Annotated in this window: 24 protein-coding genes; 13 read left to right on the top strand and 11 right to left on the bottom strand. The window is 58.8% G+C overall.

Features of this window, described 5'->3' with window-relative positions:
* Positions 1-7 precede the first annotated feature (7 nt).
* Positions 8-865: a CoA ester lyase gene (locus AB1A64_RS12700; protein WP_366551743.1), complete on the bottom strand. Its 858-nt coding sequence runs from the start codon at positions 863-865 to the stop codon at positions 8-10.
* 168 nt (positions 866-1033) lie between these two features.
* On the opposite strand from AB1A64_RS12700, the gene AB1A64_RS12695 reads away from it, so the two are divergent.
* Positions 1034-1333 (top strand): hypothetical protein, encoded by a 300-nt coding sequence (locus AB1A64_RS12695; RefSeq protein ID WP_366551742.1) that lies wholly within the window; start codon positions 1034-1036, stop codon positions 1331-1333.
* On the opposite strand, the gene AB1A64_RS12690 is transcribed toward AB1A64_RS12695, so the two are convergent.
* On the bottom strand, positions 1330-2085 hold the full coding sequence (locus tag AB1A64_RS12690; protein ID WP_366551741.1) for a sulfite exporter TauE/SafE family protein: 756 nt from the start codon (positions 2083-2085) through the stop codon (positions 1330-1332). The genes AB1A64_RS12695 and AB1A64_RS12690 overlap by 4 nt on opposite strands.
* A gap of 161 nt (positions 2086-2246) precedes the next feature.
* Here AB1A64_RS12690 and mdh point away from each other — a divergent pair, with 161 nt between their 5' ends.
* The 11 genes from mdh (at position 2247) to lpdA (ending at position 14231) form a co-directional block, all read left to right on the top strand.
* Positions 2247-3209 carry a malate dehydrogenase gene (gene mdh / locus AB1A64_RS12685; RefSeq protein ID WP_170350623.1) on the top strand — a complete coding sequence of 321 codons (963 nt, stop codon included), beginning with the start codon at positions 2247-2249 and terminating at the stop codon, positions 3207-3209.
* Between the two features lie 320 nt (positions 3210-3529).
* A complete protein-coding gene (gene sucC / locus AB1A64_RS12680; RefSeq protein WP_366551740.1) occupies positions 3530-4723 on the top strand; it encodes an ADP-forming succinate--CoA ligase subunit beta in 1194 nt (397 codons plus the stop codon).
* Between the two features lie 3 nt (positions 4724-4726).
* A complete protein-coding gene (locus AB1A64_RS12675) occupies positions 4727-5275 on the top strand; it encodes a hypothetical protein (protein ID WP_366551739.1) in 549 nt (182 codons plus the stop codon).
* 81 nt (positions 5276-5356) lie between these two features.
* Positions 5357-6238 carry a succinate--CoA ligase subunit alpha gene (gene sucD, locus AB1A64_RS12670; protein WP_170350627.1) on the top strand — a complete coding sequence of 294 codons (882 nt, stop codon included), beginning with the start codon at positions 5357-5359 and terminating at the stop codon, positions 6236-6238.
* 48 nt (positions 6239-6286) lie between these two features.
* On the top strand, positions 6287-6679 hold the full coding sequence (locus AB1A64_RS12665) for a hypothetical protein (protein ID WP_366551738.1): 393 nt from the start codon (positions 6287-6289) through the stop codon (positions 6677-6679).
* A gap of 10 nt (positions 6680-6689) precedes the next feature.
* Positions 6690-7232 carry a DUF805 domain-containing protein gene (locus AB1A64_RS12660; protein ID WP_366551737.1) on the top strand — a complete coding sequence of 181 codons (543 nt, stop codon included), beginning with the start codon at positions 6690-6692 and terminating at the stop codon, positions 7230-7232.
* A 57-nt stretch (positions 7233-7289) separates the two neighbouring features.
* On the top strand, positions 7290-7994 hold the full coding sequence (locus AB1A64_RS12655; RefSeq protein ID WP_366551736.1) for a sulfotransferase family 2 domain-containing protein: 705 nt from the start codon (positions 7290-7292) through the stop codon (positions 7992-7994).
* 39 nt (positions 7995-8033) lie between these two features.
* Positions 8034-10991, top strand: coding sequence for a 2-oxoglutarate dehydrogenase E1 component (locus AB1A64_RS12650; RefSeq protein ID WP_366551735.1), 2958 nt, complete (start codon positions 8034-8036; stop codon positions 10989-10991).
* A 3-nt stretch (positions 10992-10994) separates the two neighbouring features.
* Complete coding sequence (gene odhB, locus AB1A64_RS12645) at positions 10995-12497, top strand: 2-oxoglutarate dehydrogenase complex dihydrolipoyllysine-residue succinyltransferase (RefSeq protein WP_366551734.1); 1503 nt, start codon at positions 10995-10997, stop codon at positions 12495-12497.
* Between the two features lie 2 nt (positions 12498-12499).
* Positions 12500-12769 carry a hypothetical protein gene (locus AB1A64_RS12640; RefSeq protein ID WP_170361376.1) on the top strand — a complete coding sequence of 90 codons (270 nt, stop codon included), beginning with the start codon at positions 12500-12502 and terminating at the stop codon, positions 12767-12769.
* Between the two features lie 73 nt (positions 12770-12842).
* A complete protein-coding gene (lpdA, locus tag AB1A64_RS12635) occupies positions 12843-14231 on the top strand; it encodes a dihydrolipoyl dehydrogenase (RefSeq protein WP_366551733.1) in 1389 nt (462 codons plus the stop codon).
* 148 nt (positions 14232-14379) lie between these two features.
* On the opposite strand, the gene AB1A64_RS12630 is transcribed toward lpdA, so the two are convergent.
* The 4 genes from AB1A64_RS12630 to AB1A64_RS12615 are packed head-to-tail and all read right to left on the bottom strand — an operon-like array spanning position 14380 to position 17288.
* The gene (locus AB1A64_RS12630) at positions 14380-14988 is read right to left on the bottom strand and encodes a pyridoxamine 5'-phosphate oxidase family protein (RefSeq protein WP_366551732.1); all 609 of its coding nucleotides are present in this window, start codon (positions 14986-14988) and stop codon (positions 14380-14382) included.
* Positions 14975-15715, bottom strand: a complete 741-nt coding sequence (locus AB1A64_RS12625; protein WP_366551731.1) for a lysophospholipid acyltransferase family protein — start codon at positions 15713-15715, stop codon at positions 14975-14977. Before AB1A64_RS12625 ends, AB1A64_RS12630 begins: the two co-directional genes overlap by 14 nt.
* The gene (locus tag AB1A64_RS12620) at positions 15715-16614 is read right to left on the bottom strand and encodes an FtsX-like permease family protein (RefSeq protein WP_366551730.1); all 900 of its coding nucleotides are present in this window, start codon (positions 16612-16614) and stop codon (positions 15715-15717) included. Before AB1A64_RS12620 ends, AB1A64_RS12625 begins: the two co-directional genes overlap by 1 nt.
* Positions 16611-17288, bottom strand: a complete 678-nt coding sequence (locus AB1A64_RS12615; RefSeq protein WP_366551729.1) for an ATP-binding cassette domain-containing protein — start codon at positions 17286-17288, stop codon at positions 16611-16613. Before AB1A64_RS12615 ends, AB1A64_RS12620 begins: the two co-directional genes overlap by 4 nt.
* A gap of 183 nt (positions 17289-17471) precedes the next feature.
* On the opposite strand from AB1A64_RS12615, the gene AB1A64_RS12610 reads away from it, so the two are divergent.
* Positions 17472-18278: a zinc-ribbon domain-containing protein gene (locus AB1A64_RS12610; RefSeq protein WP_366551728.1), complete on the top strand. Its 807-nt coding sequence runs from the start codon at positions 17472-17474 to the stop codon at positions 18276-18278.
* Positions 18279-18296: 18 nt separating this feature from the next.
* Here the strand turns inward: AB1A64_RS12610 and AB1A64_RS12605 are convergent, their stop codons facing one another.
* The 5 genes from AB1A64_RS12605 to argH all read right to left on the bottom strand — a co-directional run bounded on the left by AB1A64_RS12605 (position 18297) and on the right by argH (position 24013).
* A complete protein-coding gene (locus AB1A64_RS12605; protein ID WP_366551727.1) occupies positions 18297-20834 on the bottom strand; it encodes a TIGR02302 family protein in 2538 nt (845 codons plus the stop codon).
* Positions 20835-20870: 36 nt separating this feature from the next.
* The gene (lysA, locus tag AB1A64_RS12600) at positions 20871-22136 is read right to left on the bottom strand and encodes a diaminopimelate decarboxylase (RefSeq protein WP_366551726.1); all 1266 of its coding nucleotides are present in this window, start codon (positions 22134-22136) and stop codon (positions 20871-20873) included.
* Positions 22137-22201: 65 nt separating this feature from the next.
* Positions 22202-22405 carry a hypothetical protein gene (locus AB1A64_RS12595; RefSeq protein WP_366551725.1) on the bottom strand — a complete coding sequence of 68 codons (204 nt, stop codon included), beginning with the start codon at positions 22403-22405 and terminating at the stop codon, positions 22202-22204.
* A gap of 37 nt (positions 22406-22442) precedes the next feature.
* Entirely contained in the window at positions 22443-22625 is a 183-nt protein-coding gene (locus AB1A64_RS12590) for an argininosuccinate lyase (protein ID WP_170350765.1), read from the bottom strand.
* Entirely contained in the window at positions 22625-24013 is a 1389-nt protein-coding gene (gene argH, locus AB1A64_RS12585; protein ID WP_366551724.1) for an argininosuccinate lyase, read from the bottom strand. The genes AB1A64_RS12590 and argH overlap by 1 nt, the downstream gene beginning before the upstream one ends.
* Positions 24014-24019: the final 6 nt, after the last annotated feature.

Here is a 24019-nt window from a genome sequence, read left to right as displayed (position 1 = left end):
TGCTGGCTTACCCCGCTTGCAAAGCTGAAATCGCCTTTGCTTTTGCCAGAATTTCGCGGGCTGTTACAGCATGCAGGTTTTCAACGATCTTCCCATCCACGACGGCAACACCCTGTCCCTGCGCCTCGGTCTCTTCAAACGCTGCAATCTGACGGCGGGCCAAATCTATCTCGGCCTCTGACGGCGCGAAGGCTGCATTGGTGATGTTGACCTGCGCCGGGTGGATCAGCGTCTTGCCGTCAAAACCCATGTCGCGGCCCTGCTCGCATTCTGCTGCCAAGCCATCCTCATCCTTGAATGCGTTATATACACCATCCACGATGATCAGCCCTTCGGCCTTGGCGGCCAGCACACACAGGCCCAGCGATGTCATCAACGGCAGTCGGTCTGGACGGAACCGGGTTTGCAGATCTTTGGCCAAATCGTTGGTGCCCATGACAAAGCCTGCCATCAACGGATGCGCCGCGATTTCAGCAGCGTTCAACATCCCTTGCGGAGTTTCCATCATCGCCCAGATCGGCAAGTCGCCGGTGACCGCGGCCAGCGCGTCCACGTCAGCGGCCGAACCCACCTTGGGCAACAACACGACATCCGCGTCCATCTCGCGTACGGCTTCGGCGTCGGCACGGCCCCATTCGGTATCCAGCCCGTTGATACGCACGATCTTGACCCGTTCGCCATAGCCGCCCTCAGCAAGCGCAGCCTTTAGCGTGTCCCGCGCATTGGCCTTTTCGTCGGCAGCAACCGCGTCCTCTAGGTCAAAGATGATCGCGTCCACCGGCAGGGTACGGGCCTTATCCAGCGCCCGATCACGCGAGCCAGGAATATAGAGTACGGAACGATAGGGGCGCTGACGGGGGTCCATTGGCCTCTCCCTTTGAAAGAATGTTGCGCGGAATGGGGCATTTTTTGTCGGAAAGTTCAAGGGCAAAATCGCCGCGCTGCAGCATTCACGACGCAACGTGCGGAGCTTTAACCGGATTTCTTCCCGCCGGACGCACCCTGATTGCGATGGAATCGAAAGGGGTGACTGATGAAAACGACGCTGTTCAAGATGACGATGGGCCTTGGGATCATGGTTCTGGCCGCACAACAGGTGCAGGCCCGCACCTGTGCCCCGCGCGAGGACATAATGAAGCGCCTGACCGAGACCTACGGCGAAACACGCCGCAGTATCGGCGTCGCGCGGCAAGGGACCGTGATGGAAGTTTACGCTTCGGACCAAAGCGGAAGCTGGACGATCACGGTGACATTGCCGGACGGGATAACTTGCCTGGTCGCCTCGGGCCAGGCCTATGAAGATATGGTCGAGGCGCTGCCGCCCAACGTTTAGGTCAGCGCGTCCCAAATCAGCTTGCTGCCGGTCAATGTCAGCAGCACATAGGCAATGCCAAAGAACAGGCGTTCGGACAGCATAAAATGCGCCCGGACACCCAGCCAAGCGCCCAGGATCGCAAAGGGCGTCAGCAGCAGGTCAACCCATGCGGTGTGCCAGGTGAACAGCCCCAGATAGGCATAGGGCACAAATTTCGCGATATTGATGACCCAAAAAACCAGTACGGTTGAGGCTTGGAACTGAGTCTTTGTCAGACGCTGCGATAGCAGGTAAACCGCAGCTGGCGGGCCTCCGGCATGGCTGACGAAACTTGTGAACCCGGCGATCAGACCTGCTAACAGCCCTGCAGGCGGCGGCAGGCGATTGGCAAAGCCGCGCACCCAGCCCTTGGTCTGAGAAATATGCCAGACCACAAATCCAACTGAAATCCCGCCAATCAGTAACCGCAGCAGGTCGTCATTCGTGGCTCGGTACAACCACGCCCCCAGCGCCACGCCCGGCACAGCCCCCAACATCAACAAGCGCGAATCCGGCCAACTCCAGCGTTTCCAGTAGGGGCCAAGGGTGGCCACATCGATCACCATCAGAATCGGCAACATCAGCGCAAGCGCCTGCCCGGGTTCAAGTATCAAGGCCAGAATCGACGAGGACGCAAACGCCACCCCCGACCCGAACCCACCCTTTGAGATACCGGCAAAGACCACCGCAGGGATCGCCACGGCAAAAAACATCAGGTTCAGTTCGAACATGTGGCGTCCTGCAAATTGGCCTGTCTAAAAGGCCGTTTAGCGCAATCAACTGCCATTGCGCAAATGGTATGCGGTTGCATGCCGCGCCCAAGGGCACTTGCGCGAAACCCATTTAACGACTAGCAAAACCGCGATTTCAAAACCGACCGGAGATAATCCAAATGGCCAGACCCAAGATCGCGCTGATCGGCGCAGGTCAGATCGGCGGCACGCTCGCCCACCTCGCAGCAATGAAAGAACTGGGCGACGTTGTCCTGTTCGACATCGCCGAAGGCACCCCTGAAGGCAAGGCGCTGGACATCGCCGAATCCGGCCCGTCCGAAGGCTTTGACGCCAAGCTGAAGGGCACTCAGTCCTACGAAGATATCGCTGGCGCGGACGTCTGCATCGTGACCGCTGGCGTCCCCCGCAAACCGGGCATGAGCCGCGACGACCTGTTGGGCATCAACCTGAAGGTCATGAAATCGGTCGGCGAAGGCATCGCCGCCAACGCACCCGACGCGTTTGTTATCTGCATCACCAACCCGCTGGACGCGATGGTCTGGGCGCTGCGTGAATTCTCGGGCCTGCCGCACAACAAAGTCTGCGGTATGGCGGGCGTTCTGGATTCGGGGCGCTTTGCACATTTCCTGGCCGAAGAGTTCAACGTCTCGATGAAGGACGTCACCGCGTTCGTTCTGGGTGGCCACGGCGACACCATGGTGCCATCGGTCCGATACTCGACCGTTGCCGGTATCCCGCTGCCTGATCTGGTCGAAATGGGCTGGACCACGCAAGACAAGCTGGACGCGATCGTGCAGCGCACCCGTGACGGCGGTGCCGAAATCGTCGGCCTGCTGAAAACCGGTTCGGCCTTCTATGCCCCTGCCACGTCGGCAATTGAGATGGCCGAAGCCTATCTGAAAGACCAAAAGCGTGTTCTGCCCTGCGCCGCCTATTGCGATGGTGAGCTGGGCGTCAGCGGTCTGTACGTGGGCGTACCCACCGTGATCGGCGCGGGCGGCATTGAAAGGATCGTCGACATCAACTTGAACGAAGAAGAGCAGGCTGGTTTCGACAATTCGGTCAACGCGGTGAAGGGCCTGATCGAGGCGTGCAAGGGCATCGACAGCTCGCTGGCCTGATCCCTTCTGTGAGAATTCTGAAAGCCGGTCCTTTTCAGGTCCGGCTTTTCTTTTGCCCGTTTGCCCAAGTCCGAATGGAGCTACCGAAAATGTTGGCGCAAACGTTTTAAATTTTGTTTTTGAATGTGTTTTTGGCAGGTTTGGTTTCAGATTCGAATCAAGTAACTGCCCGTGAAAGAATTGTGATCACACCCCAAAAAACTGTGATCACAAATAACAAAAATCTACGCTAAAAAGCTCTTCGTCGTCAAAAAAGCCTTTATATTTGCGCTCTACAGCCCTCTATAACGGGGTAATCGTAGTCAGACGGGACAGTGTTGATGAACATTCACGAATATCAGGCCAAAGCTCTTCTTCGTAGCTATGGCGCTCCGGTCTCCGAAGGTCGCGCGGTTCTGCGCGCCGAGGAAGCCAAAACCGCAGCTGGTGAACTGGACGGCCCGCTTTGGGTTGTCAAAGCGCAAATCCACGCAGGTGGCCGCGGCAAAGGCAGCTTCAAAGAGGCCGATGCCGGTGAAAAAGGCGGTGTGCGTCTGACCAAATCGGTGGAAGAAGCCGCCGAAGAAGCGAAAAAGATGCTGGGCCGCACGCTGGTTACGCATCAGACCGGCCCGGCGGGCAAACAGGTTAACCGCATCTATATCGAAGCCGGTTCCGGCATCGAGCGTGAACTGTACCTGGCCCTGCTGGTGGATCGCCAGACCAGCCGCATTTCCTTCGTCTGTTCGACCGAAGGTGGCATGGACATCGAAGAAGTGGCCGCTGCCACGCCCGAAAAAATCCTGTCCTTCTCGGTTGACCCGGCGACCGGTTATCAGCCCTACCACGGCCGCCGCATCGCGTTCTCGCTGGGTCTGGAAGGCGCGCAAGTCAAGCAATGCGTCAAGCTGATGAACCAGCTCTATAACGCCTTCGTCGAGAAGGACATGGAGATGCTGGAGATTAACCCGCTGATCGTGTCCGACAGCGGCGACCTGAAAGTGCTGGACGCCAAGGTCGGTTTTGACGGCAACGCGGTCTACCGCCACCCGGACATCGCCGAACTGCGCGACACGACCGAGGAAGACCCCAAGGAACTGGAAGCCTCGAAATACGACCTAAACTACATTGCGCTGGATGGTGAGATCGGCTGCATGGTGAACGGTGCCGGTCTGGCGATGGCGACGATGGACATCATCAAGCTCTATGGGGCTGAGCCTGCCAACTTCCTCGACGTCGGTGGTGGTGCGACCAAAGAGAAAGTGACTGAGGCGTTCAAGATCATCACCTCGGACCCGCAGGTCAAAGGTATTCTGGTCAACATCTTCGGCGGCATCATGCGCTGCGACGTGATTGCTGAGGGCGTTGTCGCCGCGGTGAAAGAGGTCGGCCTGCAGGTTCCGCTGGTCGTGCGTCTGGAAGGCACGAATGTCGAGAAAGGCAAAGAGATCATCAACACCTCTGGCCTGGACGTGATCGCAGCGGACAACCTGAAAGACGGTGCCGAGAAGATCGTGAAAGCGGTTAAGGGATAAGCTGTGAAGTTTAGTTCAATAGCTGTTGCGTTGGCGTGTGCCGTGGCCTTGTCAGGTTGCGGTGCGCCCTCAACGGATAGATTTGCGGCGAAGTCTTTTGCATTCGCAGAGACAAACCAACCTGTTCAGGTGTTCTCGGAGGCTTGCCTAAAGACGCTTCCGAATTTCGACACGTTCTCAAGCGCGGTTCAAAAACAAGGTTTGGCGCCTACGTCTCCAATGGCTGGCAACCCCGCATTCATGGCCCCGGGCGAGAAGTTTTTGGCTACAAGTGTGATCGAAGAAGGTGACAAGTCGACATGCGCAGTAGTCTTTCTTGGTGCCGAAAACAGTAAGGAAATCGGGGATCTCTTCCTTCAGGAGGCTTCAATACGAACTGGAGGCGAGCCCCAGGATCGTCTTCCCAGAGGTCAGTATAACTACGTATACCATCTCAAGAATGGCAGCGTATTGGTGTACGAAGCCAAAAATAAGCGCGACCACGTTCGCCATTTTGTCTTCGTGACAAAACCCGTCTCCCGAAAGGAAGCCGCAAGTTACGTCTACAACTGACGCATAAGTGAATAGCGGGGCTGTCTCTGCTTTCAGAAACAATTTCAGCAGAAAGTTCTGCTTAAAAAAGGAGAACGCCAAATGGCAGTCCTCATCGACGAAAATACCAAAGTGATCTGTCAGGGCTTTACCGGCTCGCAGGGCACGTTCCACTCTGAGCAGGCCATTGCCTATGGCACCAAGATGGTCGGCGGCGTGACCCCCGGCAAAGGCGGGATGACGCATCTTGACCTGCCCGTGTTCAACTCGGTCCACGAGGCCAAGCATGTGACCGAAGCCAATGCCTCGGTGATCTATGTTCCGCCGCCGTTTGCAGCGGACTCGATCCTCGAAGCGATTGACGCCGAGATGGAAGTGATTGTCTGCATCACCGAAGGCATCCCGGTTCTGGACATGATGAAGGTAAAGCGCGCCCTGGAAGGCTCAAGCTCGCGCCTGATCGGCCCGAACTGCCCCGGTGTCATCACGCCCGATGCCTGCAAGATCGGCATCATGCCGGGCCACATCCACAAGCGCGGCTCGGTCGGCGTTGTGTCGCGTTCAGGCACCCTGACCTATGAGGCCGTCAAGCAGACCACCGATGTGGGTCTAGGCCAGTCCACCTGCGTGGGCATCGGCGGCGACCCGATCAAAGGCACCGAGCATATCGACGTGCTGGAATGGTTCCTGGCCGACGACGAAACCGAGTCGATCATCATGATCGGTGAGATCGGTGGCTCGGCCGAAGAAGAAGCCGCACAGTTCCTGGCGGATGAGGCCAAGAAGGGCCGCAAGAAGCCGACCGCAGGTTTCATCGCAGGCCGCACAGCCCCTCCGGGCCGCCGCATGGGCCACGCCGGCGCGATTGTCGCCGGCGGCAAAGGTGGTGCCGAAGACAAGATCGAAGCCATGCGCTCGGCCGGTATCGTCGTGGCCGAAAGCCCCGCCCAGCTGGGTGAGGCTGTGCTGGAAGCGATTGGGTAAGTGATCGCTTGCCGGGCATACGCTCTGAGGGCTGCGCCCGGAAAGAGGGTGGGCGAAAAACGCCCGCCCTTCTCGCCTTTGACGAATCTTTGGTTCCTGCTTTTGGCGGCAACTTCTGCATTCTCTGCATCAGGGCAAGCCGAAGCAAAAGATTGTAGCGTTCTTATCGGCTGGACAAGAGAGGGACAACTCATCCGGGACAAGACTTGCGAGACTCACTACATCGCCAAAGAAAGAGGGTTTTCCGAGCTCAAATTGTCCAGAAGCCAGAAGTACCAGTTTCGCTTTCGAGCAAGTAAAGACTCCACCAATGATGTGATCGTGAACCGCGTGGGTTATGTATGCGGATTGGTCGGCAGCGACAGCGCTGTTTTCACTGCCAACCGAGGTAAACGGAACTCTCTTATCGTATCTTTTTCCTGTGGTGGAATAGTTGGGTGAGCAACCAGATATGACCTTCTCTGACGCCGTCCGCACCTGTTTCTCCAAGTTCTTCACCTTCTCGGGTCGTGCTTCGCGGCCCGAATACTGGTTCTTTTTCCTGTTCATCGTGATCTGGAGCTTTATCGCCGGGATCATCGACGCACAGTTCTTCACGCAGGTTGCGGTAAGCGAAACCGAAACGTCCAAATCTGTCACCGCCACGTCTTCGGCACCGGTGCAAAGTATCGTCAGCCTGATCGTGTTCATCCCCCATCTGGCGGTCGCTTGGCGGCGGATGCATGATACCGGGCGCAGTGGTCTATACGCATTGCTGCCGATCCTGCTGATCCTCGGGGCCTTTGCGGTTTTGATCTTTGGCATCGGTCTTGCGTCGCATTTTCAGCATGGCGGCAGTCTGGACATCCTGTTCACCCGCGCCACGCTGCTGATCGTCATTCCGACGCTGATCGTTCTGTTTGTGTCGCCCCTACTGGTGTTGTGGTGGCTGACCCGCCCAAGCCAGCCTGGAGACAATAAATACGGCCCCAATCCAATTGAGGTGCCCCAGTGAACGGACTTGGAATGCATAAAAAGTCGCGGCCATCGTCTTCCGGAAAGGACCGCTGAAATGGTTCTGGTGTGCCATAAGCATAAATTCATCTACCTCAAGACCACGAAGACGGCTGGCACGTCGACGGAAAAGGTCCTGCAACCGCTTTGCGAAAAGCCGGGTCTGGGGGAACTGGAAAACGGCAAGGTCAGGATCTCAAAATACGGGATCGTCGGGGCACGGGGGCCTGGGCGGCGTGAACCGCATCCGGATTGGCAGTTCTGGCGCAGGCACAAATACCCATGGCGCAACCACATGCCGGCTTGGGAAGTCAAAGAGAACCTTGGGGCCGAAACATTCGACGAGTACACCAAGATCGCAAATGTCCGCGATCCCTTTGACCGGGCGGTGTCTCAGTTTCACTTCATGAAATACCAGCAGAACCTGCCCTCGGAAGATCCGAAAACGGAATTTGAGCAGTTCAAATCGTTCATCTTGTCGGGAACCTGGTCCATCGATTGGAAGATTGTCTCGATCGACAACATTTTGATCGTGGATCGCTTTATTCGAAAGGAACATCTAGTTGCCGACCTGAACGGTGTTTTCGCTGATTTTGGCTTGCCGGAAAACAGTTTTAACCTGGGGCATGACAAATCGATGAAAGAACGACGAAAAGGAATACCTGTGCCAGAGTATTATGACTCCGAAACGATCGATACTGTCCGACGAAACATGGCCTGGGTGTTTGACAAGCTGGGCTACCCCGACAGCCCGCAACACTGAGACCAAAACCGAAACCGCCAGCCCATTCGAGGTTCGCACATGACCGAACATACGCCCAATTCCGCATTTCACGCCTCAAGCTTTATGCAGGGGCACAATGCTGAGTATCTGGAACAGCTTTATGCCCAGTACACCAAGAATCCCGGCGCGGTGGATGCCGCCTGGGCCGAGTTCTTCAAGGCCATGGGTGACGCCACGCCGGACGTGCAGCGTGAGGCCGAGGGGCCATCCTGGGCGCGCACCGACTGGCCACCGATGCCAGCCGATGACCTAACTGGCGCGCTAACCGGCGAATGGGCCGAGATCGACGCCAAGGCAGCGGGTAAAAAGATCAAGGAAAAGGCTGCGGACAAGGGCGTTGCCGTCAGCGACGATCAGATCAAGCGCGCAGTGCTGGACAGCCTGCGGGCGCTGATGCTGATCCGGGCCTACCGTATCCGGGGCCATCTGGCCGCCAACCTGGACCCGCTGGGCATGCGCACGGCCAGTACACACCCCGAGCTGGACCCCAAAACCTACGGCTTCACCGAGGCCGACATGGACCGGCCTATCTTTATCGACAACGTGCTTGGCCTGCAGATGGCAAGCATGCGCCAAATCGTTGAGATCGTGAAACGCACCTATTGCGGCACTTTTGCGCTGCAATACATGCATATCTCTGATCCCGAACAGGCCGCTTGGCTGAAAGAACGGATCGAAGGCTATGGCAAGGAAATCGCCTTCACCAAGGAAGGCCGCAAGGCGATCCTGAACAAGATGGTCGAGGCCGAAGGTTTCGAGAAATTCCTGCACGTCAAATACATGGGTACCAAGCGCTTTGGTCTGGACGGCGGTGAGGCCCTGATCCCGGCGATGGAGCAGATCATCAAACGCGGTGGTGCTTTGGGCGTTCGGGACATCGTCATCGGCATGCCGCACCGGGGCCGTCTAAACATTCTGGCCAACGTGATGCGCAAACCCTATCGCGCGATCTTCAACGAATTCCAGGGCGGCAGCTTCAAGCCCGAGGATGTGGATGGTTCGGGCGACGTGAAGTATCACCTCGGCGCCTCCAGTGACCGTGAGTTTGATGGCAACTCGGTCCACCTGTCCCTGACCGCCAACCCCTCGCACCTTGAGGCAGTGAACCCGGTGGTGCTGGGCAAGGTCCGCGCCAAGCAAGACCAGTTGAAAGACGATGACCGCACCACGGTGATGGGCATCCTGCTGCACGGTGATGCAGCGTTTGCCGGTCAGGGTGTTGTGGCCGAAGGCTTTGGCCTGTCGGGCCTGCGCGGGCACAAGACCGGCGGCACCATGCATATCGTGGTCAACAACCAGATCGGGTTCACCACCGCTCCGCACTTCTCACGCTCCAGCCCATATCCCACGGATATCGCGCTGATGGTTGAGGCACCGATCTTCCACGTGAACGGCGACGACCCCGAGGCCGTGACACATGCGGCGAAGGTGGCAACCGAGTTCCGTCAGAAGTTCCACAAGGACGTGGTCATCGACATCTTCTGTTACCGCCGGTTTGGTCACAACGAGGGCGACGAGCCCATGTTCACCAACCCGATCATGTACAAGAAGATCAAAACCCACAAGACCACGCTGTCGCTGTACACCGAACGTCTGGTCAAGGACGGCCTGATCCCCGAGGGCGAGATTGAAGACATGAAGGCGGCCTTCCAGGCCCATCTCAATGATGAGTTCGAGGCTGGAAAAGACTATAAACCCAACAAGGCTGACTGGCTGGACGGGCGCTGGTCGCATCTGGACAAGAACAAAGAAGAATATGTCCGCGGCGAAACCGCGATCACGCCGGACACTCTGGTCGAGATTGGCAAGGCCCTGACGCATGCACCCGCCGACGTTGCCCTGCACAAGACCGTCGGGCGGTTGCTGGATCACAAGAAGAACATGTTCGACAGCGGCAAGGGCTTTGACTGGGCCACGGGCGAAGCATTGGCCTTTGGCTCGTTGCTGACCGAAGGGTTCCCGGTGCGCCTGTCCGGTCAGGACGCGACACGCGGCACCTTTAGTCAACGTCACTCGGGCTTTGTGCATCAGGAAAGCGAAGAGCGGTATTACCCGCTGAACAACATCCGTGCAGGCCAGTCGAAATACGAAGTGATCGACTCGATGCTCAGCGAATACGCTGTACTGGGTTTCGAATACGGGTTTTCATTGGCCGAACCGAACGCACTGACCCTGTGGGAAGCGCAGTTCGGTGACTTTGCCAACGGCGCGCAGATCATGTTCGATCAGTTCATCAGCTCGGGCGAAAGCAAATGGCTGCGCATGTCCGGTCTGGTCTGCCTGCTGCCGCACGGGTTCGAAGGGCAAGGGCCCGAACACTCGTCCGCGCGGCTTGAGCGGTTCCTGCAGATGTGTGGCCAGGATAACTGGATCGTGGCGAATTGTACGACGCCCGCGAACTACTTCCACATCCTGCGCCGTCAGCTGCACCGCACCTTCCGCAAACCGCTGATCCTGGTGACGCCGAAATCGCTGCTGCGCCACAAGCTGGCGGTCAGCACTGCCGACGAATTCACCACAGGCTCAAGCTTCCACCGGGTGCTGTGGGATGATGCACAACACGGCAATTCGGACACCAAGCTGGTCAAGGATGACAAGATCAAGCGGGTCGTGATGTGTTCCGGCAAGGTTTATTATGACCTGCTGGAAGAACGCGACGCCCGTGGCATCGACGACGTCTATCTGATGCGGATCGAGCAGTTCTACCCCTTCCCCGCCCACTCGCTGATCAATGAGCTTGAGCGTTTCAAAGGGGCCGAGATGGTTTGGTGTCAGGAAGAACCCAAGAACCAGGGCGCCTGGACCTTTATCGAACCCAATATCGAATGGGTGCTGACCCGCATCGGTGCCAAACACACACGGCCGCGCTATGTCGGTCGCGCAACCTCGGCTTCGCCCGCGACGGGTCTGGCCAGCCAACACAAAGCTCAACAAGAGGCGCTTGTGAACGAAGCGCTGAGCCTCGAAGGAAAGTAAACGATGACCATTGAAGTTCGTGTACCTACGCTAGGCGAATCCGTCACCGAAGCCACGGTTGCCACCTGGTTCAAGAAACCCGGTGATGCTGTGGCCGTGGACGAGATGCTCTGTGAGCTTGAAACCGACAAGGTAACGGTCGAGGTTCCGGCCCCCGCCGCCGGTGTGATGGGCGAAATCGTCGCCGCCGAAGGTGAAACCGTGGGCGTTGACGCTTTGCTGGCCACCATCACCGCGGGCGAAGGTGCCGCGCCAGCCCCCGCCGCCGCCCCTGCCCCCGCTGCCGCACCCGCTCCGGCTGGGGGTGGTGGTAGCATTGATGTGATGGTGCCCACTCTGGGTGAGTCCGTGACCGAGGCCACCGTTTCGACGTGGTTCAAACAGGTTGGCGACGCCGTGGCGCAAGACGAAATGCTGTGCGAATTGGAAACCGATAAGGTCTCGGTTGAGGTTCCGGCACCGGCTGCTGGTGTTCTGGCGGAAATCGTAGCGCCCGAAGGCGCCACCGTGGACGCCTCGGCCAAGCTGGCCGTGATTTCGGGTTCGGGTGCCGTAGCCGCCCCGGCCGCAACCCCAGCCGCCGCAGCAGCGCCTGCGGCAGCCACTGCAGGAAAAGACGTGGCCAATGCGCCCTCGGCTGAAAAAGCAATGGCTGAGGCCGGATTGTCTGCCGATCAAGTCACCGGTACGGGCCGCGATGGCCGCATCATGAAAGAAGATGTAGCTCGGGCCGCCGCTGCCCCCGCACCGGCTCCTGCCCCCGCGCCTGCACCCGCACCGCGCGCGCCTGTCGCCGCTGGTGATGCCGCGCGCGAGGAACGGGTCAAGATGACCCGCCTGCGCCAGACCATCGCCAAGCGTCTGAAAGACAGCCAGAACACCGCAGCCATGCTGACCACCTATAACGAGGTGGACATGACCGAGGTGATGGCCCTGCGCAACCAGTACAAGGACCAGTTCGAAAAGAAGCACGGCGTGCGTCTGGGCTTTATGTCCTTCTTCACCAAGGCCTGCTGCCACGCGCTGAAAGAAGTGCCCGAGGTGAATGCGGAAATCGACGGCACCGACATCGTCTACAAGAACTTTGTCCACATGGGCGTTGCCGCCGGAACGCCGACCGGCCTTGTGGTTCCGGTCATCCGTGACGCGGATTCGATGTCCTTTGCCGAGATCGAAAAAGCCATCGCCGAAAAGGGCAAGCGCGCCCGCGACGGCAAACTGTCGATGGAAGAGATGCAGGGCGGCACCTTCACCATCTCAAACGGCGGTGTCTATGGCTCGCTGATGTCCTCGCCGATCCTGAACCCGCCGCAATCGGGTATCCTGGGCATGCACAAGATTCAGGACCGCCCAATGGCGATCAACGGTCAGGTTGTGATCCGTCCGATGATGTATCTGGCCCTGTCCTATGACCACCGGATCGTTGACGGCAAAGGCGCCGTGACCTTCCTTGTTCGTGTGAAAGAGGCGCTGGAAGATCCGCGCCGCCTGTTGATGGATCTGTAATCATGGCAACTCATGTATTGTGGCAGGCCGATGTGGCCGATTTCGATGCCTGGTTGAAAGTGTTTCGTGAGGATACGCCAATGCGCAAGGCCGCGGGTATCCGCGACTTGCACGTCTGGCGTGACCCGGATCAGGCCGACCATGCCATCGCCATGTTCGAGGTTACGAACCTGGACAAGGCTCGCGCCTTTTTCGGGTCGGAAGAATTGGCGATGCACCATGAACGGGGCGGCATCGCCCATATCACGATCAAGCTGCTGGAACCGGTTTGAAGTAAGCACAGCATGATCCAATCACTTTGGATCATGCGGCCACCGGCCAATCCGGTCGACTTAGGAGAGTAAAATGGCAAATTATGATGTCATCGTAATCGGCGCCGGACCCGGCGGCTATGTCTGCGCCATCCGTTGCGCCCAGCTGGGCCTGAAAACCGCTGTTGTTGAAGGGCGTGAAACCCTGGGCGGCACCTGCCTGAACGTCGGCTGTATCCCGTCCAAGGCGCTGTTGCATGCCAGCCATCAGCTGCACGAGGCCGAGCATAACTTTGCCAAGATGGGCCTGAAAGGCAAAAGCCCCTCGGTCGATTGGAAACAGATGCTTGCCTATAAGGACGATGTGATCGAAAGCAACACCAAGGGCGTCGAGTTTCTGTTCAAAAAGAACAAGATCGATTGGCTGAAGGGCTGGGGCTCGATCCCAGCGGCCGGTCAGGTCAAGGTGGGCGACGAGGTTCACACCGCCAAGAACATCATCATCGCTTCGGGGTCCGAAGCGTCGTCGCTGCCCGGTGTTGAGGTTGATGAAAAGGTAGTCGTGACCTCTACAGGCGCGCTGACATTGAACAAGATTCCCAAGAAAATGGTCGTGATCGGTGCCGGTGTAATCGGGCTGGAACTGGGTTCGGTCTATCAGCGTCTGGGCGCTGAGGTGACGGTGATCGAATTCCTCGATGTGATTACTCCGGGTATGGACCCCGAGGTGCAGAAGACGTTCCAGCGCATTCTCAAAAAGCAGGGCCTGAAATTTGTTATGGGTGCTGCGGTGCAAAAGACCGAAGCGACCAAGACCAAGGCCAAAGTCACCTATAAGCTGCGCAAGGATGACAGCGAACATGTGATCGACGCCGACACCGTGCTGGTCGCCACCGGACGCCAGCCATTCTCGGACGGGTTGGGTCTTGAGGCACTGGGTGTTGAGATGACACAACGCGGCCAGATTAAGGTGGGCGCGGACTGGCAGACCAATGTGCCGGGCATCTACGCCATTGGTGATGTCACCGAAGGCCCGATGCTGGCTCATAAGGCCGAAGACGAAGGTATGGCCGCAGCCGAGCAGGTCGCGGGCAAGCATGGCCACGTGAACTATGGCGTCATTCCCGGCGTGATCTACACCTGGCCCGAAGTGGCCAATGTGGGCGAAACCGAAGAAACGCTGAAAGCGCAAGGCCGAAACTATAAGGTCGGCAAGTTCATGTTCATGGGCAACGGTCGCGCCAAGGCGAACTTTGCCGCCGATGGCTTTGTGAAGATTCTGGCCGACAAGGACACGGACCGCATTCTGGGCTGCCACATTATCGGCCCGGCAGCAGGTGATCTGATCCACGAGGTCTGCGTGGCGATGGAATTCGGGGCGTCAGCCGAGGATCTGGCCCTGACCTGCCACGCCCACCCGACCTATTCGGAAGCGGTGCGCGAAGCAGCGCTGGCTTGTGGCGACGGTCCGATCCACTCGTAAGACAGCACTGAATCAACCGGAGTTAGCGAGGCTCTGCCTCGCGCTCCGAGATATTTTTGGCCAGATGAAAAGGCGGATCCCTCGTTCATCTGGCCATTAAATATCTCGGGGGAGTTGCGGCTTGCCGCAGCGGGGGCAGAGCCCCCATTTACCACATCGTTTTTGCAGCGCGTGCGCCCCATTCTGAATCGTAGCGTTCACCGCCCTCTTCACCTTGGCTTGCCTCAGCCAGAATCTCACCAATGCTGGGCAGCTCGGCGGAATTGTCGCCCGAGGTCCAAATTTCAGCGCGCATCAAGGCACGGGCGCATTGTGTGTAGATCTCGGCGATTTCGATAACGATGACCGTAGCTGGCTGTTTGCCGTGTTTCTCAAACCTGGCGCGCAGGTCTGCGTCTGCAGTCAGTCGGGCCGTTCCATTCACACGCACCACGTTGTTGGAACCCGATACCATAAACATCAAGGCCACACGCGGATCACGCACAATATTGCGCAAGGAATCCAATCTGTTATTGCCGCGCCAATCCGGAAGGGCCAGCGTATTTGGATCAAGCTCTAACACCGCCGGACCATCATCGCCGCGGGGGCTGCCATCCACACCTTCAGGACCCACGGTACTGAGGATACAAAGCCGCGAGGTCATGATCCACTTGCGATAAAGCGGCGTCAGGCTGTGTACCACTTTTCGCAAAGAGGCTGCTCCGGGCGGACTGTGGTAGATCTCTTCAAGTGTCTCGGTATCCTTAATGAACTCCATCCGGATCAAACCCCACTTCTTTCATCAATGCATTGGATCGCGTTTCAATCACGTCTTCCAATCGACCAAGAAACGAATTGCGTGCAACGCCCGGCTCGATCGGATCAAGAAAGTCCACAATCGCCAAACCCGGCTTGCGCAGAACACCGGTGCGCGGCCAGAAAACTCCGGCGTTTGTCGCCACCGGCACACAGGGAAAGCCCAATCCCTCATAAAGAACCGCTGTGCCCACTTTGTAAGGTTTCTGCACCCCCGGCGCAACGCGCGTACCCTGCGGGTAGATCACCAGCTGGCCAGGTTCGGTGAACTCTTTGGCGACGTCTTTGACCATCTTGGCCACGGCCGCGCCCTTTTTACCGCGATCAACCGGGATACAGCCCAGACGCCGTGCATACATGCCGATGACAGGGGTCCACAGCAGTTCTTTCTTCATGATGAATTTGCCGTGGGGAATTGCGTCGAAAATTATGATGATGTCGAGAAAGGACTGGTGCTTGGCGCCAATCACTACCTCGTCCACCGGCACTGTGCCGCGTACCTCGGATCGAATGCCGACCATCCAGCGCGCCAGCCAAAGGGTCGTGCGAGCATAGGTCTTGCAAGCCCGCAGCGCGCCGCGCTTGTTGAATAAGGCAAAAGGGGCAAACACGATACCCAGGATCAGCATCCAGACATAGATCACGATCATGAAGATCAAAGAGCGCACCCATTGAAACGCTGAGGCCATCACGAAAGCTCCTTCAATTTGCGGCTGGCGGCGGTCCAGGTTGCTAGAAAAGCAACCGTCGCGCCTAGCACTGGGATCAGTGCAGGCAGCAACCAGCCTGCCCCCTTAAAGCCCAGACCGGTCAGAAACCCGCCCTCGTCCGAGGCTTCGGGCAGCAAAAGCACCCCGGTCATGCCCAGCAGTACCCCGACAACAGCGCCAAAGAATGCCCGGTAGGTAAAGCGCCGGACAAAGGCGCGGGCGATAAAGCGATCCCGGGCACCAACCAGTCGCAGCACCTCGATGATCTGCGCATTGGCCGCAAGCGAAGCATTAGCCGCAAGCGTAATCATGGCTGCGGTCGCGCCACCGATCAGCAGGATCGAGACCCAACCGAGCCGGCGCAGTGACATCGCCGCATCAACCAGCGGTTCGCGCCATCGGGTATGGTCGTCCAGCACAGCGCCCGGCACCTCGGCCCCCAGCCGCAACCGCAGTCCGGTTGCATCCAGACCCGGATCGCCTTCGATGATCTCGATCAGTTGCGGAACGGGCAGTGTGTCCAGCGGCAGGTCAGAACCAAACCATGGCGACAACAGCGCGGCCTGCTCCTCGGTCGTCAGCGCCCGGGCCGAGGCAACACCGGGAGTTTGCGCCAGCACGGTCAACGCAGCCTCGGTCTGGGCGGCAAGCTGGTCGGCGGGGGCATTGATCCGCAAGGTGGCCGCCCCGGCCAGTTCGGTTGCCCAACGGTCGGCCAATCGCCCGGACGCCAGCGACAGAGCCAGTGCAAATACGGCCAGAAAAGCCATCGCGCCCGATACGAACAAGGTCAGATGCGCGGTGTAACCAGTGGGCGGCACCACCCGATCAGCGCGCGCATCCCGTTTCAGCAAGTTTCGGATCATACCCCTGCTCATAGGTCTGCCCCCGCAAGTTGAACCTGCCGTTGCGAAATACGTAACACACGCGCCTGCACCTGACTTTTGGCGGCGCGGATCAGGCTCAGATCATGGGTGGCGATCAGCACGGTTTTGCCCATCTTGTTCAGCTCGACCAACAGGCGCAGCAGACGTTGCGACATCTCCCAGTCCACATTGCCAGTGGGCTCATCTGCCAGAACAACATCGGGCGACAGGATCACCGCCCGGGCCAGCGCGGCGCGCTGACGTTCACCACCCGACAGCTCAGGCGGAAGCGCGCCCAGCCGAGTGCCAAGACCCACCCAGGTCAGCAAATCAGTCAGATCGTCCCGCAACGCAGATTCCGAACGCCCCGACACCATCAGCGGCAGCGAGACATTTTCAGCCACCGTCATATGATCCAGAAACCGGCAATCCTGATGCACAACACCAACCCGGCGACGCAGCAAAGCCATCTGGTCGCGATCCAGCTGGGCCACGTCCTGTTCAAACGCGCTCAACCGTCCAGACGTGGGCAGCAGCGCACCGTAGCACAGTTTAAGCAAAGTGGTCTTGCCCGCGCCCGACGGGCCGGTCAGAAAGTGGAACGAACCCGGCTGCAGTCGCAGGGACACGTTGCTCAGCAATTCACCTCCACCATAGGTGTAGCTGACATTTTCCAGCTCGATCACAGGGGCCCCCGTTCTAATTGCTGCTCTTCTTGCCCGAGCGTGGTTGTGGTTTCAATGCCTGCACCGGGGCGAATTGGTGACATTTATGCTGCCAAACCGAAAACACCCTTTGCGGTCAGGTCTTAACGGAATAACATCCCTAAAAAAACTATTATCAGGTCGAGGTATCGACCAGGAGGCAGCATGCGTCTTACGTGTCCGAATTGCAGTGCCCAATATGAGGTGCCAGACGAGGTCATCCCGGAAGAGGGCCGCGACGTTCAGTGTTCAAATTGCGAGAACACCTGGTTCCAGGCCAAATACCCGGACCAACCCGCGCCCGCAGCGGTCACGCCCATTTCAGAAGAGCCTGCGGCCGAGGAAACCGCGGCAGACCCGACCCCCACACCGGTGGATGAAGCGTTTGCCGCTGAACCGCAGGCTGAACCTAAATCTGAACCCACGCCTGAACCCGCGCCTGAACCCGAAGCAGCACCAGAACCTGAAGCGCCCCCCGAGCCGGAAAAACCCGAAGCAACCGGAAATATCGACCCCGCTGTTGCCGGCATCCTGCAAGAGGAAGCCGCCCGAGAGGCTGAGCTGCGTGCCCAGGAAGGCGGCAGCATAGAAACTCAGCCCGATTTGGCACTGGACACTCCTCCGGAACCTGACCCCGAACACGCCATCAAGGAACTGACGGCCACGGAAACCGCAGAAGACGCGGGCCAGAAAGATGACCTGCCCGATGTCGAGGCGATCAATTCCAGCTTGCGCAGCGACGACATCATGGGCGCAGAAGACGAGCCCGCGCCGCGCAAATCTGGCGGTTTCGTGCGCGGGTTTGCATTGATCCTGATTGTCGGCATCATTCTGTTGCTGGTCTATGGTAATGCCCAAAAAATCAGCGAGGCTGTGCCGCAGGCCGAACCGATCCTGACCCCATATGTGTCACTTGTGGATCAGGCGCGTCTGTGGCTCGAAGCACAGACTTCGGGAACAGCACAGAACTGACCTGATTGAAAGACCGACCTAGAACCGCTCTAACAGCCGCTTGAGGTATTCCAACTCGATCTGAGGACGATCCGTTTCGCCGGTGCGGCGACGGATTTCGTCCAGCAATTCGCGGGCGCGACGATAGACATCCTCGCCCTGCAACAGGCTGTCATCGGTTGAGATCGAACCATTTGAACCCGGGTTGCGGCCCAGCGGATCACGGCTGTTGGCCTGCATATCGCCCTCTTGCGATCCCTGACCCGGTTGGTTCTGCTGGTTCTGGGCCAATGCTTCACCCAGTGACCGCATGCCTTCGCGCAGGGCTTCCATCGCCTCGGACTGGTTGTCGATTGCATCAGCCAGATCATCATTGCGCAGCGCATTTTCGGCCTCGTCCATAGCTCGCCCAGCACGGCCCAGCGCATCGCGCGCGGCATCGCCCTCGGGCGTGCCCGCACCGGGTAGATTCTGTTGCTGGCGACCCAATTCATCGCGCAAAGCCTGTTGGCGATCAGCCAGCGATCCTTGCCCCTGCTGGCCGTCGCCCTGTTGATCCGAGCCGCGACCTCCCTGACCTTCGTGGCTTTGTCCCCGGCCCTGACCGCCATTGCGGCCTTCGTTGCCCTGGCTTTCACCAGCCTGCGCGCCGGGGTTGAACTGTTCCTGCAAATCGCGGAAAGCCTGATCGCTGAGGCCTTGCTGTTCGCGCAGGGTTTCGGCCAACCCTTCCATCGCCTGCTGGCCTTCGGATTGCTGGCCCTGACCCTGGCCTTGAGTGACGCGCATATTTTCCATCATCCGCTGAAACTCTTCCAGCGCTTGTTGAGCCTCAGCCATGCGGCCCTGTTCCATCAGCTCCTGAATACGGTCCATCATCCGCTGCAGATCGTCCTGCGTCATCTGCAGGGTTTCACCATTCTCGCCTTGTTGGTTTTCGTCAAACTCACCGTTTTCCTGCGCCAGACGCTGCAGTTGGCGCATGTAATCCTGCGTTGCCTCGCGCAGTTCTTGCATCAGCTCAGCGATTTCCTCATCGGTGGCGCCGTTCTTCATCGCCTCGGTCAGGCGTTCCTGTGCCCGGCGCATACGTTCCAGCGCATCGGCAAGCGTACCGTCTTCGATGATGATCGCCAGATCCCACAGGGCCTGAGCAATCTCTTCCTGTTGTTCCAGCGTCAGCCCATAGTCATCGAACATTTCCAACCGCCGCAGAGTCACGCGCAAGCGCAGATACGCGGTGTCGGATCGAAAGAACCCTTCGGGCAAATGCGAGACCGCGCGCAGAATCTGGGATACCCGGGGCGCGTTGTCCCTGGCCCACAGCAAATCACGCCGCTGTTCGATCACCGCAGCGGCTAGCGGATCAAAGAAACGCCGCGCCGGCAATTTGGTCTGATACGGTTCAGAGTGGCCTTCCTGATCGGCCGCATCCCGCGCCGTCAATGTAATCTTGACCGGCAAATGCGCCCAAGGGTGCTGCGAGAAATCCTCGATCAGATCTTCGGTAAAATCAATCCGGTCTCCGGTAATCGGCATCGGAAGTTCCACGGTGATCACTTCGCGCGGTTCAGGTACAGCGACCAGACCATAGCTGCGGTTGACTTCAGCCAGATCCAGCGCGATCACGGCTGATCCGGAAACCACGCCAAAATCGTCCACAGCAGTGAACGGCAGTTTCATGCGTCCGCCAGCCTCGGTCTCGGCCTCGTCGGCGATCGCAATCTTCGGCGACGTATCCGCAATGATGTTCACGGCCCAGTTCCGCCCTGCCGGACCATCAATCGTCAATTGGCCTGAACGGGTGGCAAGAAAATCCTGTTCCACCTCAGATGCGTCTACGGCGCCCAGGGGCGATGTCGACTCGGTCAAGCTATGGTCGCCGACCTCGCCATAAAAACGCAGGGTGATGCGGCTGCCTTGTGGAACAGATAGTGTCGGGTCCGATTGATCCGCCAAGTAAAGCGTCGGCAAGCCGGTATAGCGTGGCGGTTCCACCCATCCTTCCCAGCTGGGCCCCTGCCCAGCCGTGGCCGCGCCCGGCGTCATCTCGGCCACTGAACCGATGCGCCAGAACGATCCGAACAAAACCGCAATCACCAGCGCCAGCAAGGCAGAGTAACGCAACGCATAAGGATCGCGCTCAGCCAGCCGCAAATCTGGTTTGACCGGCTCAGCCTGTGCTGCGCGTTGTGCCATACGGGATTGGTGCGCCTGCCACAGCGCGACTGAATCGGCATCCATCGCCCCAATGGCCTGATCGTCCATCAGTGCCTGAATCGGACGCCCCGGCAGTGAGGCATCCACCCGCATCAACGCTTCGCCCCGTTTGGGCAGATGGAATCGCCTGATACCCCAGACTAGCGCCACCAGCAGGCCAACCACTGCGATTGCACCCACGGCCCAGACCATTTCGACCTGGACGTGATCCTGCAATCCCAGCATCAACACAGCCAAAATCGCCATGAAAATTGAGAAAAACGGCCAGAATGCGCGCAAAACCTGCTCGGCCAGCATCCCTGCGTGCGTCAGCCACAGGGAAAGTCTTGGAATCGGCAGGTTATGTCTTGCGGTCAAGGCAGGCCTCCTGAGCGGGCCCGCGCGGTTATCGCGTCAAAGCCACTCGGGTATGGTATCGCGGTTTATGATTTCGTCAAAGCTTGGCCGTTCACGAATAACTGCAAATTGATCCCCATGCACCAGAACCTCGGGGATCAGAGGGCGCGTGTTATATTCGCTCGCCATCACCGCGCCATAGGCTCCGGCGCTGCGAAAGGCCACCAGATCACCCGGCGCAAGCGGTGGCATATTGCGCTGTTTGGCGAAAGTATCGCCGGTCTCGCAGACCGGGCCGACAATATCATAAGGCTGTTGTTCAACGCCCGGCGCCGGTTCTTGCACGGCAACGATATCGTGATGCGCCTCGTACATGGCGGGGCGGATCAGGTCATTCATGGCCCCGTCGAGGATCAAGAAATCGCGCCCCTCACCGGATTTCACATAGATCACCTTACTGATCATCAAACCGGCATTACCCGCGATCAGACGACCAGGTTCGATCTCGATCTCACAATCCAGATGGCCCAGCGTTTTCTTGATCAACGCACCATATTCCACCGGCAGCGGTGGTGCGTCATTGGCGCGTGTATAGGGAATGCCCAAACCCCCACCCAGATCGAGACGGCGGATATTATGGCCTTCGGCGCGCAGCTGCTCAGTCAACTCTGCAACCTTGGTATAGGCCAGCTCAAACGGCTCCAGCTCGGTCAATTGCGAGCCTATATGGACATCGATGCCGATAACCTCAAGCCCGGGCAGGGACGCGGCATGAGCGTACACCTCGGATGCGCGGGCGATGGGAATGCCAAACTTGTTCTCGGACTTGCCGGTTGCGATCTTGGCGTGGGTTTTGGCATCAACATCCGGGTTCACCCGAACAGTGATCGGCGCAACCACACCCAGCTCCAGCGCAACAGCGTTGATCACTTCCATCTCGGGCTCGGATTCGACGTTGAACTGACGGATGCCGCCGGTCAGCGCGGTGCGGATTTCATCCGCTGTTTTGCCAACACCTGAGAATACTATCTTATCACCCGGCACACCCGCCGCCTTGGCGCGCAGGTATTCCCCGCCCGAGACCACATCCATCCCCGCGCCCGCCTGCGCCAGCGTCTTCAGGATCGCCTGATTGCTGGCGGCTTTCATCGCATAGCAGACAAGGTGGTCGGTCCCGTCCAGCGCATCATCAAACAGCTGGAAATGCCGCAGCAATGTCGCGGTGGAATAGACGTAAAACGGCGTTCCGACCGCGGCAGCGATTTCGGAGATTGGGGCATCCTCGGCGTAAAGCGCGCCGTCGCGGTAGAGAAAGTGATCCATGACTGCGCGCTTAGACCAAAACTGCCCGGCGGATCAATGGATTCCGCACATCCGGCGGTTTTCGGTCAGTTGGTGACAGAAACGCCGACCCGCCCATAGCCCGAAATCGAGACGCCAGAACTTCCCGAATTCGCCTCGGGTTCAGGGCGAGAGTTGTGCGAAGGCTCGCAGGCCGCAAGTACGGCAATAGTCAGGATCAGGCCGAAAATTTTCATGATGTCATCTTGGTTCAGGATATTCGGCACCAGGCCGATCATACGTGTGAACATGGGCGCCGCGCGGGCAAAATGCAATTACCTCAGGGGATTAAACCCCAAGAAAAACGCCCAACCCACCGCGCCGAAAGCCGACACCGCCCCCAACATAAGTTCCGCTGCTTCCGACGCCTACATTGGCGCTCATCGTGGGTTGGATCGGCTCGCCATCTGCGCCACAGGCGGCCAGGGCAAACCCGGCCGCAATCAGCAGGACAACACGGAGAATTTGCATCATACCAACGCCTTCCATCGCTTGATCTGGGCCCGCACCTGATCCGGTGCGGTACCGCCATAAGACTGGCGCGAGTTTACCGAATTTTGGACGGTAAGGACAGAATAGACGTCATCGGTGATATCCGCATGGACCGATTGCATGTCCTCCAGCCTCAGGTCAGGCAGGTCGCAGCCTTTGCTTTCGGCCATGGCCACCAGCGATCCGGTCACATGGTGAGCGTCGCGGAACGGCAGGCCCAATACACGAACCAGCCAGTCGGCAAGGTCGGTCGCCGTGGAAAAGCCCGATCCTGCTGCTGCGGCGAGGCTATCGCGGTTGGCAGTCATGTCCTTGACCATGCCTTCCATCGCCGCCAGCGCCAGCATCCAGTTGTCAGCGGCATCAAAGACCTGCTCTTTGTCTTCTTGCATGTCCTTGGAATAGGCCAGCGGCAGGCCTTTCATCACCATCATCAGCGCGGTATTCGCGCCGTAAATGCGGCCCACTTTGGCGCGGATCAGCTCTGCCGCATCGGGGTTCTTCTTCTGCGGCATGATTGACGACCCGGTCGAGAAGCGATCAGACAGGGTGACAAACCGGAACTGAGCCGAGGACCAGATCACCAGTTCTTCGGCAAAGCGCGATAGGTGAACGGCGCAGATCGAGGCAGTCGACAGGAATTCCAGCGCAAAGTCGCGGTCGCTGACGGCGTCCAGCGAGTTGGCGGCAGGCCGGTCAAAGCCCAGCGCCTCGGCCGTCATCTGGCGGTCGATAGGAAACGACGTTCCAGCCAGCGCAGCCGCCCCCAGCGGGGATTCGTTCATACGCGCACGCGCATTGCGGACGCGGCTCAGATCACGGCCAAACATCTCAACATAGGCCATCATGTGGTGGCCCCATGTCACCGGCTGCGCGGTTTGCAGATGGGTAAAGCCCGGCATGACCCAATCGGCCCCGGCCTCGGCCTGTGCCAAAAGCGCGCGGATCAGGGCCAACAGGCCCGATTCCGCCGCATCCAACTGATCGCGCACCCACAGTTTGAAATCAGTCGCAACCTGGTCATTCCGGCTGCGGCCTGTGTGCAAACGACCTGCGGGCTCTCCGATCACCTCTTTCAGACGCGCTTCGACATTCATGTGGATGTCTTCCAGTGCGGTCGAGAACTGAAATTCCCCGTTCTGAATTTCTGACAAAACGGTGAGCAGCCCTTCCCGAATAGCCTGCGCATCACTATCAGTTATTACGCCTGTGGCAGCCAGCATGGCGGCATGGGCGCGCGAGCCTGCGATGTCCTGGGCTGCCATCCGCTGATCGAACCCGATCGAGGCATTGATTGCCTCCATGATCGCGTCTGGACCGGCGGCAAAGCGGCCGCCCCACATCTGGTTCGAGGATTGATCGGTCATGTAAGA

The sequence above is a fragment of the Ruegeria sp. ANG10 genome (assembly GCF_040705255.1).
Taxonomy (GTDB): domain Bacteria; phylum Pseudomonadota; class Alphaproteobacteria; order Rhodobacterales; family Rhodobacteraceae; genus Ruegeria.
Note: the sequence above shows the minus strand (reverse complement) of the source record. Positions and strands in the feature narration are given on the sequence as shown.

Excerpts from the sequence above, each read along its gene's own strand:
- AB1A64_RS12700 (WP_366551743.1), bottom strand. The coding sequence starts at position 865 with ATGGACCCCCGTCAGCGCCCCTATCGTTCCGTACTCTATATTCCTGGC.
- AB1A64_RS12695 (WP_366551742.1), top strand. The coding sequence starts at position 1,034 with ATGAAAACGACGCTGTTCAAGATGACGATGGGCCTTGGGATCATGGTT.
- AB1A64_RS12690 (WP_366551741.1), bottom strand. The coding sequence starts at position 2,085 with ATGTTCGAACTGAACCTGATGTTTTTTGCCGTGGCGATCCCTGCGGTG.
- mdh (WP_170350623.1), top strand. The coding sequence starts at position 2,247 with ATGGCCAGACCCAAGATCGCGCTGATCGGCGCAGGTCAGATCGGCGGC.
- sucC (WP_366551740.1), top strand. The coding sequence starts at position 3,530 with ATGAACATTCACGAATATCAGGCCAAAGCTCTTCTTCGTAGCTATGGC.
- sucD (WP_170350627.1), top strand. The coding sequence starts at position 5,357 with ATGGCAGTCCTCATCGACGAAAATACCAAAGTGATCTGTCAGGGCTTT.
- AB1A64_RS12660 (WP_366551737.1), top strand. The coding sequence starts at position 6,690 with ATGACCTTCTCTGACGCCGTCCGCACCTGTTTCTCCAAGTTCTTCACC.
- AB1A64_RS12655 (WP_366551736.1), top strand. The coding sequence starts at position 7,290 with ATGGTTCTGGTGTGCCATAAGCATAAATTCATCTACCTCAAGACCACG.
- AB1A64_RS12650 (WP_366551735.1), top strand. The coding sequence starts at position 8,034 with ATGACCGAACATACGCCCAATTCCGCATTTCACGCCTCAAGCTTTATG.
- odhB (WP_366551734.1), top strand. The coding sequence starts at position 10,995 with ATGACCATTGAAGTTCGTGTACCTACGCTAGGCGAATCCGTCACCGAA.
- AB1A64_RS12640 (WP_170361376.1), top strand. The coding sequence starts at position 12,500 with ATGGCAACTCATGTATTGTGGCAGGCCGATGTGGCCGATTTCGATGCC.
- lpdA (WP_366551733.1), top strand. The coding sequence starts at position 12,843 with ATGGCAAATTATGATGTCATCGTAATCGGCGCCGGACCCGGCGGCTAT.
- AB1A64_RS12630 (WP_366551732.1), bottom strand. The coding sequence starts at position 14,988 with ATGGAGTTCATTAAGGATACCGAGACACTTGAAGAGATCTACCACAGT.
- AB1A64_RS12625 (WP_366551731.1), bottom strand. The coding sequence starts at position 15,715 with ATGGCCTCAGCGTTTCAATGGGTGCGCTCTTTGATCTTCATGATCGTG.
- AB1A64_RS12620 (WP_366551730.1), bottom strand. The coding sequence starts at position 16,614 with ATGAGCAGGGGTATGATCCGAAACTTGCTGAAACGGGATGCGCGCGCT.
- AB1A64_RS12610 (WP_366551728.1), top strand. The coding sequence starts at position 17,472 with ATGCGTCTTACGTGTCCGAATTGCAGTGCCCAATATGAGGTGCCAGAC.
- lysA (WP_366551726.1), bottom strand. The coding sequence starts at position 22,136 with ATGGATCACTTTCTCTACCGCGACGGCGCGCTTTACGCCGAGGATGCC.
- AB1A64_RS12595 (WP_366551725.1), bottom strand. The coding sequence starts at position 22,405 with ATGTTCACACGTATGATCGGCCTGGTGCCGAATATCCTGAACCAAGAT.
- AB1A64_RS12590 (WP_170350765.1), bottom strand. The coding sequence starts at position 22,625 with ATGCAAATTCTCCGTGTTGTCCTGCTGATTGCGGCCGGGTTTGCCCTG.
- argH (WP_366551724.1), bottom strand. The coding sequence starts at position 24,013 with ATGACCGATCAATCCTCGAACCAGATGTGGGGCGGCCGCTTTGCCGCC.